This window comes from Cohnella panacarvi Gsoil 349 (assembly GCF_000515335.1).
GTDB classification, from domain to species: Bacteria; Bacillota; Bacilli; order Paenibacillales; family Paenibacillaceae; genus Cohnella; species Cohnella panacarvi.
Genome location: NZ_KI911563.1, coordinates 3,849,135 through 3,860,722, shown reverse-complemented (window position 1 = coordinate 3,860,722; position 11,588 = coordinate 3,849,135). Strand labels below are relative to the sequence as shown.

10 protein-coding genes and 1 other annotated feature are annotated in these 11,588 nt (G+C 56.8%); of the genes, 1 reads left to right on the top strand and 9 read right to left on the bottom strand.

Features of this window, described 5'->3' with window-relative positions:
* Nucleotides 1-71 precede the first annotated feature (71 nt).
* From groES to COHPA_RS24600, 8 genes are all read right to left on the bottom strand, one after another.
* Nucleotides 72-356, bottom strand: coding sequence for a co-chaperone GroES (gene groES / locus COHPA_RS0118565; RefSeq protein ID WP_027087650.1), 285 nt, complete (start codon nt 354-356; stop codon nt 72-74).
* A 245-nt stretch (nt 357-601) separates the two neighbouring features.
* Entirely contained in the window at nt 602-1,873 is a 1,272-nt protein-coding gene (locus COHPA_RS0118560) for a methyl-accepting chemotaxis protein (RefSeq protein WP_027087649.1), read from the bottom strand.
* Nucleotides 1,874-2,008: 135 nt separating this feature from the next.
* Complete coding sequence (gene tatC / locus COHPA_RS0118555; protein ID WP_027087648.1) at nt 2,009-2,788, bottom strand: twin-arginine translocase subunit TatC; 780 nt, start codon at nt 2,786-2,788, stop codon at nt 2,009-2,011.
* 93 nt (nt 2,789-2,881) lie between these two features.
* Nucleotides 2,882-3,118, bottom strand: coding sequence for a twin-arginine translocase TatA/TatE family subunit (tatA, locus tag COHPA_RS0118550; RefSeq protein ID WP_027087647.1), 237 nt, complete (start codon nt 3,116-3,118; stop codon nt 2,882-2,884).
* Nucleotides 3,119-3,170: 52 nt separating this feature from the next.
* On the bottom strand, nt 3,171-4,232 hold the full coding sequence (locus tag COHPA_RS0118545) for a molybdopterin-binding protein (RefSeq protein WP_027087646.1): 1,062 nt from the start codon (nt 4,230-4,232) through the stop codon (nt 3,171-3,173).
* Nucleotides 4,229-4,723: a MogA/MoaB family molybdenum cofactor biosynthesis protein gene (locus tag COHPA_RS0118540; protein ID WP_027087645.1), complete on the bottom strand. Its 495-nt coding sequence runs from the start codon at nt 4,721-4,723 to the stop codon at nt 4,229-4,231. The genes COHPA_RS0118545 and COHPA_RS0118540 overlap by 4 nt, the downstream gene beginning before the upstream one ends.
* A gap of 34 nt (nt 4,724-4,757) precedes the next feature.
* Nucleotides 4,758-5,261: a cyclic pyranopterin monophosphate synthase MoaC gene (gene moaC, locus COHPA_RS0118535; protein WP_027087644.1), complete on the bottom strand. Its 504-nt coding sequence runs from the start codon at nt 5,259-5,261 to the stop codon at nt 4,758-4,760.
* 29 nt (nt 5,262-5,290) lie between these two features.
* Nucleotides 5,291-5,932, bottom strand: coding sequence for a 5-formyltetrahydrofolate cyclo-ligase (locus COHPA_RS24600; protein WP_027087643.1), 642 nt, complete (start codon nt 5,930-5,932; stop codon nt 5,291-5,293).
* A 186-nt stretch (nt 5,933-6,118) separates the two neighbouring features.
* Between COHPA_RS24600 and COHPA_RS0118525 the strand changes: the two genes are divergently transcribed.
* Nucleotides 6,119-8,050, top strand: a complete 1,932-nt coding sequence (locus COHPA_RS0118525; RefSeq protein WP_027087642.1) for an ABC-F family ATP-binding cassette domain-containing protein — start codon at nt 6,119-6,121, stop codon at nt 8,048-8,050.
* Between the two features lie 330 nt (nt 8,051-8,380).
* On the opposite strand, the gene COHPA_RS0118520 is transcribed toward COHPA_RS0118525, so the two are convergent.
* Nucleotides 8,381-9,976: a 2-isopropylmalate synthase gene (locus COHPA_RS0118520; protein WP_027087641.1), complete on the bottom strand. Its 1,596-nt coding sequence runs from the start codon at nt 9,974-9,976 to the stop codon at nt 8,381-8,383.
* A gap of 413 nt (nt 9,977-10,389) precedes the next feature.
* Nucleotides 10,390-10,644 (bottom strand) — a binding site (T-box leader).
* Nucleotides 10,645-11,588 lie beyond the last annotated feature (944 nt).

Here is an 11,588-nt window from a genome sequence, read left to right as displayed (position 1 = left end):
TCGCCCTTAATAAAATTCAATCTTCGTCGGGCTCGTAGTTTGCCGTATGGTTCGTTCGATCCGACGACGGGTTAGCCTACGATCGCGTGGATGTCGCTTTCCTTCATAATCAAGTACTCTTTGCCCTCGTACTTGATCTCGGTACCTGCATATTTGGAGAACAGTACGCGGTCGCCGACTTTAACTTCCAGCGCGATCCGTCCGCCGTCCTTGTTCAAGGCGCCAACGCCTACAGCGACAATCGTGCCTTCTTGCGGCTTTTCTTTAGCCGTATCCGGCAATACGATTCCGCTCAGCGTCTTTTCTTCTTTCGCGCTCGCTTCAACAAGAACGCGATCACCCAAAGGTTTGATCATGAAAATTGCCTCCTTCTCAAATAGGTGTCTGTTGGCGTAACCAACTCATTTGTTAGCACTCATTTGTGTTAAGTGCTAATAACCATTTTCTATGATACTTATTTTGGATGTTGTTTTCAAGTCCCCTTGCGCGAATCCGCAATAAAAAAAATGCGGACCCGCATCTGAATGCGGATCCGCACCTTGCAGGTACGATTTCCATTGTATCCCGTTCGGGGACGCCTCATTCATGAGGCGGTCCGGCTTTAGGTTCTGAAGTTCCCGACCAAACCTTTCAGCTTCGCCGCCATCGCGCTTAGGCGCTCGGCCGTGCGAGCCATCTCTTCCGTGGACGACAGTTGCTCTTCCGTCATCGCGGATACTTGTTCCGTGAACGAAGCCGTCTCTTCCGTAATGCGGGAGATATCCTGAATCGATTGGACGACGGATGCGCTGCCGGCCGTCATCTGCTCTACCGATGCCGCTACCTCGACGATGTTGCCCGACAGCTGGCCGACTTGGTCTACGATATTGCGGAACGTCTCTTCCGCGTTGCGCATGCCGGAGACGGCGGAGAATACGGAGCTCGCGCTCTGTTCGAACATCGCGGCGACTTTGCCGATATCGCCCGACATCGTGCCGATCGTTTCGCCGATCTGGACGGCGGATTGCTGCGTTTGGTCCGCGAGCTTGCGGATCTCTCCGGCGACGACCGCGAAGCCGCGTCCGTGTTCGCCCGCCCGCGCCGCTTCGATCGCGGCGTTAAGCGCCAGCAGGTTCGTCTGGTTCGATACTTCGGATATGTAACCGATGACTTCCTGAACTTGCTCGGACTTCTGATTCAAGCCTCTGACGATCTCTTGCAGCGATCGGAACGCGGTATCGACCTCGGCGATCTCGTCCGACGTCGTCCGCAGCAGCTCGGAGCCCGCCTGAGCGCTGCTGACCGTCGTCTGCGCGGCGTCGGATACGCCCGTCGTCGTCGCGGCGACTTGATTCAAGCCGTCCAGCGTCTCTTGCATGACCGCCGAAATTTCCTGCGATTGAGCGACCTGCGTCTCGGAACCGGAAGCGACCTTCTCTACCGCTTTGGACACTTCGCTGCTGACGCGCGCATTCTCGCTCGCGCCCTGCTGCAACTGCAGCGCCGAAGCCGCAAGCTCTGCCGTGCTGTCGCGGAATTCTTTCATCATCTTCTGCAAGCCGTCGAGCATCTGGTTCGCCGCGTCCGCGAGATTGCCGATCTCGTCCGACGCGCTCACGTGAATTCTGCGTGTCAGATCTCCGCCCGAAGAAGCGATATTACGAAGCGTGGAGGTTACGTTGCCGATCGAACCGGAAATATTGCGCGTAATCCACAAGACGCCGAATCCGGATAGTGCGGCAATCGCCACGAAAATAATAATCAGCTCAGTAAACAAGGCGCCGTGGTCGGACAGTTCCAATTGCGTGACAATCATGATGAAGCCGATAACCAACAACAACACGAGTCCCAAATAGCCGATAGTCATTTTACGACCAATTGTCAAGTTGCGCATGCGCTATTCCTCCCGATATGCTCCTGAAAGCCCTTTCTTGAAAGATTGTACCATATTTTCGGGTATTGGCATATCGAAATTTGGCACATTTTGACCAGGGAAAACAGGTCTACGAAGCAGGATATCGGATCGGAATCAGCTCTCGGATAGCTGGGCTTCCCGTTCCTCGCGGGCAGCTAGACGCTTGCGGTACGCGCCTCTCGACAGCAGCACGCTGAACTCGAACAACAGAATGAGCGGAATCGCCACGAGCAAGTCGGAGATCACGTCCGGAGGAGTAATCGTTACCCCGACCACGACCATGACGAACCAAGCGACCCGGCGCATCTTGACGAGCAGGAACGGATTCAATATCCCGATTCGGGTGAGGAACAGAATGACGATCGGAAGCTCGAACAGAAGCGAGATCGGCAACAGAATATTAAACAGAAAGCTGAAATATTGAGTGACGCCGTACGTCTCGCTAAGCCCCATGCTCTTCGTCACTTTAGCCGTGAACAAATACGCCATCGGAAACACGACGTAATAAGCGAAAGACAGGCCGGCCAGGAACATGATCAACGCACCGGGTATGTATCTCAGCGTCGCTCTCCGTTCCTTCATTCCGAGCGCGGGTTTAACGAACAACCACAATTGGAACAACGTGAAAGGAATCGCCGCGATGAGCGAGATGAGGATGGCGAACTTCATGTAAAGTCCGATCGCGTCCCAAGGCGAGAACACATGGAGATCGAGGTTATCTACGGGCGCGGCTTCGACGAAGTAATCGAACGAGGGCTTCGCGCCGAATAAGCCGCCGACCAAACCGACGACGAATACGATAAGACAATAGATTAGCCGCTTGCGCAGTTCGCCCAAATGGTCCATGACCGGCATCCATTCGTCATCGCGCTTAGCCTCTGGACTTTGATTCATGTATGGCTTCCTCCATGCGACAAGAGGGCTGTCCCTTCGCAGTAGAACTACTGCTAGAGAGACAGCCCCTGCTCGTATGCTCGTTATGATTCGTTACTCTGGAAGACGGCGTTCCGACTTCGGCAGTTCGCTCTCTTCCGGCGTTACGTCTACGCGGTTCGCATTCGCGCCGCGATCCTTCGATTCATCCATCAAATCGTTGGCGCCCTTCTTGAATTCGCGAAGCGTCCGTCCGAATGCGCGGCCCAGCTCCGGCAGTTTATTCGGTCCGAACAGCAAGAGCGCGATCAACACGAGCAAAATAATCCCCGATGCTCCAATACCACCCATGTGCTATACCTCCGTTCCTCGTCTTGTTGTAGTCTCTCTTCTACACGTGTATTCAACAACGATACAGTCCGCCGTAGCCCATACCGACGATATCTTCTTTAACGATCGTGTCTCCCGCCAATATACGCGGCAATAATACGTCGAATGACGTGTAAGGATCGTGCATGACGCAACCCGGCAAGCCAAAAATCGGCACGCCCCGCAAATAGCCGAGCAGCAGCATCGATCCGGGCAGCATCGGCGTACCGTAGCTGACGATATCCGTGCCTGCCGCCGCGATGGCGCCCGGCGTGCGATCGTCCGGATCAACCGACATTCCGCCTGTTACAAGTATCATATCATACCCTTGTTGCAGGAAATAGTGAATATCCTTGACAATTGTTTGTCTGTCGTCGGGAGCGAAACGCTGCTCCGCGACTTCCGAACCGAGCGATTCGAGCTTGGCGCGCACGGCCGGCCCGAATTTGTCTTGGATTCGGCCGGTGTACACTTCCGTGCCCGTCGTCAGCAAGCCCGCTTTCATCCGGCGGAGCGGGCGAACGCGGATCGGTCCGACGCCGTGCCGCTCGAGGTGGCGTTCCGCGATTCGTTCGACCTCCCGCACCTTGAGCTCGGGGACGATGAGCGGAATCGCCCGCGTCGCCGCAACCGCATCGCCCGGCTGAACGACCCGATGGTTCGTAACGGTAGCCAAGGCGATATCCCCCAGCCGGTTAATCTCGTCGACGACTTCCCGATCGACGCAGGCCAGTCCGCGAATATCGGACTTGATCGTCACTTTGCCTTCATGCGGTTCCCCGTACCCCGTATGTTCGCCGCCTAGCGCGACCGCCATGCGATGGGCCGCGTCGTCCTCGTGAAGATCGGTCGACGCCAGCTCGACGACGTACAGGTTTTCCTTCCCTATATCTTTCAGCTTCGGGATATCCTCGCTCGTAACGACATGGCCTTTGCGAAACAACCGTCCCTTGAACTCGCCGGGCACGATCTGCGTCAGATCGTGGGCAAGCACCATGCCGACCGCGTCATCCGTACTCACTTCGCGGACGATCGAATCGCTGATTCGGGCCGTTCGCGAATGCGTTGCCGGTTCGTTCTCCAGAGGTCCCGTCATCGTTCCGTATCCCTTCCCATGCCTTTGACTTGCTCCATCGCTTCGGGCAGCATGTCCATGATCGCCATCAGATGTTCGCTGACGCCCTTCGGATCGCCGGGCAAGTTCACGATCAGCGTGTTGCCGCGGATGACGCACACGCCGCGGAACAGCATGCCCATGCGGGAACGCTGCATCTCCGCCGCCCGCATCGTCTCGGCCATGCCCGGTATGACGCGTTCCGCGATCTTAAGCGTCGCCTCGGGGGTAACGTCCCTGAGCCCGAGGCCGGTGCCTCCGGTCGTCAGCACAAGATCGGCTTGATAATAATCCGCCATCTCGATCAGCGCGGCGCGAATTTCATCCTGATCGTCCGGAACGATGCGATAGTCGACGATGTCGCCGCCAAGCTCTTCCTCTACGAGCTCCCGGACGACCTGCGCGCTCGTATCTTCCCGTTCTCCCCGCGAACCTTTGTCGCTTGCAGTCAATAGGGCTACTTTCCAACGCATCTCTATATCCCCCGCTCCCCCTGAATACGGATTGTTATTCGCCTTGCCGCAGCGTATCGGCGGTATAATCGCCGCTCTTGCCTCCGGTTTTGGACAGCAGCGCTATCGGTCCGACGATCATATCCTTCTGGATCGCCTTGCACATATCGTAGACCGTCAACGCGGCGGCGGAAACGGCGGTTAACGCCTCCATCTCGACTCCCGTCTTGCCGGTCGTCTTCACTTCCGCTTGTATATATAAGGTATCGATGCCGTTGTCTGTGAAAGATAAGTTGACCCCGGTAAGCGGCAACGGATGGCACATCGGAATCCAATCGGAAGTCCGTTTGGCCGCTTGAATGCCCGCGATCTGCGCAACGGCCAAGACGTCTCCTTTGGAGACTTTGCCTTCTTGGATCCGCGCCAGCGTATCCGGAGCCATCGTCACCTGTCCTTGCGCGACGGCGACTCTGGAGGTGACCGGCTTATCGGTCACGTCTACCATCGCCGCCCGTCCTTGTTCATTGAAATGAGTCAAACGATCGTTCGGTTGCGTCATGCGTTCTGCTCCTTCATTCGGCATATGTCCTATTCCGATTCGCCCGCGAACCGGCGCAAGCCCGTTTCCGTCGCGAGCGCGCTTAAGCGCAAGTCGTGCGGTTCCATGGGCAACGGCTCCGCGATAACCTGCAGTTCGTAAGCGAAACCGATCCACCGTGTCGTCAATGTTCCCCCCGATTCCCGCAGCTTCGCGTATAACCTGTCATAATACCCGCCGCCGTAACCGAGTCTGCCGCCTTGCTCGTTGAACGCGAGCCCCGGAACGAGCACGACGTCCGGCCGAATCGACAAGTCCCATTCGGAGGTGTTGTCCGGATCCGGCTCGGGGACGCCCCATCGTCCGGATACCCAGCTAGACAAACTTTCGACCTTCCTTAACTCCATTCCTTCTCCGTCAGGCAAAATTCTTGGCGCCATAAGCTGATCGCCTGTCGTCAGACAATCTAGTATCAACTGCGCAGGATCGGCCTCCGAGCGAAAAGCGGCATAGACGCACACATTGAGCGGGCGTCCTAGCTTCGCGCGCATCGGATTAAGGACGTGAAGGGACGTTTGCCCGCATAACCGCCTCGATCGTTCCTCTCTATCGCCGGGGGTCAGCGAATCGCGGACGGCTCGCATGCGCGCGCGCCATTCGGATTTATTCCAAGGGCCGGAAACCTGATCCATATCCCGCATGCCACCTTAGATGAAAATAAAGATAAAGCTACTCATTATCTTAGCATTTTTCACCTTTTTTCGCCAAACGGGGACGGCTTGGACGATCTCCCTCATTTAAGGTAAACTTGGGTGGATATCTAGATGTTATAGATAGCTTGGTATATTACTGATCACATGATGTCGGAGGGATTCCTCTTGCTCTTGCAAGCGAATGGCATTTCCAAACATTACGGCGTTACTCCCGTGCTCGAAGGGATAACGCTGCTCATTAATGAACGCGATCGTATCGGGCTCGTCGGCGTGAACGGAGCCGGCAAGTCCACGCTGCTCAAGGTGCTCGCCGGCGAGCTGCGCGCCGATCACGGATCGATATCGAAAGCGAAGGACGTAAAGATCGGTTACTTGGCGCAAAACGGCGGACTGCAAGGTCATCGGACGCTGATGGAGGAGATGACTTCCGCATTCGGCCCGCTGCTGGAGCAGGAAGCGAGCCTGCGCGAGATGGAGGCGCGAATCGCCGATCCCGCCGAGCTCGAGAACGCGGTTCGATATGAATCGCTGCTTTCGCAGTACGCCGATGCCAGCGAGAAATTCCGCGAAGCCGGCGGTTACGAGATGGGCAACCGTACCCGCAGCGTGCTTAACGGAATGGGATTCGGCGATTTTGCGCCGGATACCGAAGTCGCCTCGCTCAGCGGAGGCCAGCGGACGCGTCTCGCGCTTGCCCGCCTGTTGCTCGTGCAGCCGGATCTTCTTCTTCTAGACGAGCCGACCAACCATCTGGATATCGATACGTTAACTTGGCTCGAGCAATACTTGCGTTCCTATAACGGCGCGATGGTCATCGTATCCCATGACCGTTACTTCCTTGATGCGACGGTTACTTCGGTCATCGAGATCGAACGGAACGCGGCGACGAGGTACACGGGCAACTACAGCCGCTACATGGAGCTGAAAGCCTCCGCGTTCGCCCAGCAGATGAAGCTATACGAAACGCAACGCAAAGAAATCGCGCGCATGGAGGATTTCATTCAACGCAACATCGTCCGCGCGACGACGACGCGGAGAGCGCAGAGCCGGCGCAACGCGCTCGAGCGAATCGAACGGCTGGAGAAGCCCGGCGCGCTGCGGCAAGCCAGCTTCTCGTTCACGACCGAGCGGCGCAGCGGCAAGGAAGTATTGCGCGTCGTTAACGCTTCTGCCGCGCCGAAACCGGACATGGCGCCATTGTTCCGCAACGTCGGCTTCGAAGTCAGACGCGGAGAGCGGCTTGCGCTGCTCGGACCCAACGGCGTCGGCAAAACGACGCTGCTGCGCGCGCTGATCGACAGGCTGCCGTTGCGAAGCGGCGCGGTGGAATGGGGAGCCGGCGTATCCATCGGTTACTACGACCAGGAGCAGCGCGAGCTGAATCCGGACAATACCGTACTCGAAGAGTTATGGAGCGCGTTCCCGATGCAGCCCGAGGCGGAGATCCGCACCGTGCTCGGCAACTTCCTGTTCAGCGGCGAGGACGTCAAGAAGAAGGTAAGTTCGTTAAGCGGAGGCGAGAAAGCCCGCGTCGCGCTCTCGAAGCTTATGCTTCGCAAAGCGAACGTGATGATCATGGACGAACCGACGAACCATCTCGATCTGATGAGCCGCGAAGTGCTCGAAGCGGCGCTCGACGAATACGATGGCACGCTGCTCTTCGTCTCCCATGACCGCTACTTCCTGAATCGGATCGCGGATCGGATCGTCGAGTTGAACGCCGACGGCGTTCGACATTTCCTGGGAAATTACGATGAAATGGTAACAAAAAAACAAGATATGCTGGAGTGGGAAGCCGAACAGGCGACGCCCGCTGCTTCATCATCCTCCTCTTCCGCCGCTCAGCAGCCCGCGAACGATTACGAGGCCGAGAAGCAGCTTAAACGCGAGGAACGCGCCAAGCAGCGCAAGCGCGAGCAAGCCGAGGCGGAGATTGCGAGGCTGGAGGAACAGCTTGAGGCATTGCAGTTGGAGATGGCTTCTCCCGAGCTGGTCACGGATTATATGAAGCTTCGGGAAAAGCAAGCCGAGGTGGAGCGTACGAAAGCCGCACTAGACGAAAACTATGCGATATGGGAAGCGTTAATGGAGGAATAGACAGACCTTCGAAATTACCAATACGATATACACAGTTCTATCCACAGCTTGCGAGCAACAGACTTCGGGGATTTTGTCGAATCCGCAACCCGAGAATGTTGATGCGCAAGCTTTTTTGTCGACCTTTGCGCTTGTTCGATTAGTTTTCCACCGTTCTATCCACATTGTCCACACTATCCACAGCTCCGTTGTGAAAAACTCATCCCATTTTCATGGACAACTCCCCCCTTGCCCCACAGTGGATTTACGAGTTTGTCCCCATTATGCACAACAGGTGTGGATAAGTTGTCCACACCTGTTGAATTGGCAATTATGCGATTGTCGCTTGGATTATTCTCCCGCCGCTTCCTTTCGCTCGGCTTCGGCTGCCTGGCGACGGGCGATGACGACTCCGTTGCAGGCTGCCACGTAAGCTCTGGCGGCCGCCAGAATAATGTCTCTGTGGATCGCGGTGCCGCGGAACCGCTTGCCGTTGCTGACGACGGAGACGACCGCTTCGCCCGAAGCGTCTTCCCCCGTGGACAGCGAGTGCAGCTCCAAATCCTCGAATTCCGCGTCGACCGGCATCGCTTGGCGGATGCATTGGATAACCGCTTCGAGCGGACCTTCGCCTACGCCGGTGTAGGTGGCATCCGTCCCCTCTTCAGAGCTGTGAATCGTCACCGACGCGATGCGGGATCGTTGAGAACCTGCCAGCACTTGCAGATCGACCAGCGAGTAAGGCTGCACGATCGTATCCGTCGATTCGCCTACCAGTTGCATGAGCACGTCGTCGGTAATGATTTTCTGTTCGTCGGCTTTCGCCTTGAAGCGGTTGTACAGATCCTCCATCTCCTCGTCGTTCAGCTGGACCCCGAACTCCGCTACCCGGTGCTTGATCGCATGGCGGCCGGAATGTTTGCCCAGAATGATCATGCTGCGCGGGATGCCCATCGCCTCGGGATCCATGATCTCGTAGGTGTTGCGGTTTTTCAGGAGGCCGTCCTGATGGATGCCCGATTCGTGTTGAAAAGCGTTGCGGCCGACGATCGGTTTGTTGTACGCGATCGGGAAATGCATCGCCCGGCTGACGACTCGCGAAGTTTCGTAAATTTGATCGATGTTGATATTCGTCGTCACGCCCATCGATTCGCCTCTCGTCTCGATCGCCATAACCAGCTCCTCCAACGAGCAGTTGCCCGCGCGCTCTCCGACGCCGTTAACGCTCACTTCCACTTGCGTTACTCCGTGGCGGATCGCCGCCAAGCTGTTCGCGACCGCAAGTCCGAGGTCGTTGTGGCAGTGCGTGCTGTAGACGACTTTGTCGCCGCCCCGCACGCCTTTGCGGATTCTCGTAAACAACGGGCCGAATTCCTCTGGGAGCGCGTAGCCCATCGTATCCGGCACGTTGATGATCGTCGCTCCCGCTTCGATCGCGGTCTCGATGACCCGGAACAGAAACTCCTCGCTTGCGCGGGATGCGTCCATCGGCGAAAACTCGATTTCGTTCACGAACTGCTTACCGTAGGAAACCATGCCGCGAACCATCTCGACGACTTGATCCTGCGTTTTGCGCAATTGGAAGTCCAGATGGATCTGCGACGAAGAGATGAACAGGTGAAGCCGGCGGCGAGCCGCGTCCTGCGTCGCTTGGACGGCGGCGTCGATGTCGATCGGTACGCAGCGGGCGAAGCCGCATATTTCCGTGTTCTGCAGCTCGCGGGAAATGTGCTGGATCGCTTGGAACTCGCCGGGGCTGGATATCGCGAAGCCCGGCTCGATGATGTCGACGCCGAGGCGCGCCAGCTGGCGGGCGATGACGATTTTCTGCTCGGGGCGCATCGAAGCGCCTGGCGCCTGCTCTCCGTCGCGGAGCGTCGTATCGAAAATGCGGATTTGTTGTTTAGCGGTCGTTGCTTGGGTGTGCGTTTGTGTTTGATTGGTCATCGTAAAGCCCTCCTAAGGTTTGGGATTGGTTGGCGAAGCCCCGGGAGAACGACAAAAAGCCCGCCGTCTCCTGATGATTTTCAGAGACGACGGGCCGATCAGACCGCCGCGGTACCACTCCGCTTGGAGGGGTTTGCCTTCCGAATGGCAAACGAGTCCTCCCCCTTGTGTGCTTCGGCTTCCCCCGTTCGGTCGGTTGAAGTCGCCGCAAGCGCCCGATATCGGGGGCCAGCCGTATCGACGTACGTGAAGGTTTCGGCTTGCGCCGAACTTCTTTCCGCCGTTACGCTCCCGGGCGAGTTTCGGAACCCTCTTCGGCTGCGTCGCACCAACCCGCAGCTCTCTGCACCCGAGGTATTCTTACTGCTCCCGTTCATCGCGATAGTAATATAAAAGCCCGCCAGTCTCTTGGAATAAGAGACGGCGGGCATGTTAGCCTTCCGCGGTACCACTCTTGTTGACGCGACCGAGTCCCGGAGGATGGAGGCGTCCGCTTAATACCTTGTATCGGGGGTTAGCCGTATCGATGTACGCTTAGGAGCGATGGCGCTCCGCCGTTCCAACGATCCGCTCACAGGCGAGCTTCAGGTACCCTTCCGCTGCGTTGCACCGTCCCGCAGCTCTCTGTATGCCGGGCATTCCCTACTGATCCTGATCATCGCGTTTACTTAGGTTATGCTCCCTGTATCGGGATTGGTTTTTATTATATTCACCAACAAATCGTCTGTCAATTCGGAAATCGCTTGTTTTTGGAAAAAGTTTTGTCCGCCTAAATCCAGCACCGCTGGCAATTTAGTGACACCACGTGTGCTTATTTCGCCGAAACCCCGCACCGCGAGCAATTTAGTGTCACCTCGTGTGCTTATTTCGCCGAAACCCCTCACCGCTGGCAAATTAGTGTCACCTCGTGTGCTTATTTCGCCGAAACCCCTCACCGCTGGCAAATTAGTGTCACCTCGTGTGCTTATTTCGCCGAAACCCCGCACCGCGAGCAATTTAGTGTCACCTCGTGTGCTTATTTCGCCGAAACCCCGCACTGCTGGCAATATAGTGTCACCTCGTGTGCTTATTTCGCCGAAACCCCGCACTGCTGGCAATTTAGAGACTCCACATGTGCTTATTTCGCCGAAACCCCGCACTGCTGGCAATATAGTGTCACCTCGTGTTCTTATTTCGCCGAAACCCCGCACCGCTGGCAATTTAGTGTCACCTCGTGTGCTTATTTCGCCGAAACCCCGCACTGCTGGCAATTTAGTGTCACCTCGTGTGCTTATTTCGCCGAAACCCCGCACTGCGAGCAATTTAGAGACTCCACATGTGCTTATTTCGCCGAAACCCCGCACCGCGAGCAATTTAGAGACTCCACATGTGCTTATTTCGCCGAAACCCCGCACTGCTGGCAATATAGTGTCACCTCGTGTGCTTATTTCGCCGGAACCCCGCACCGCGAGCAATTTAGTGTCACCTCGTGTGCTTATTTCGCCGAAACCCCGCACCGCGAGCAATTTAGTGTCACCTCGTGTGCTTATTTCGCCGAAACCCCGCACCGCGAGCAATTTAGAGACTCCACATGTGCTTATTTCGCCGAAACCCCGCACTGCTGGCAATTTAG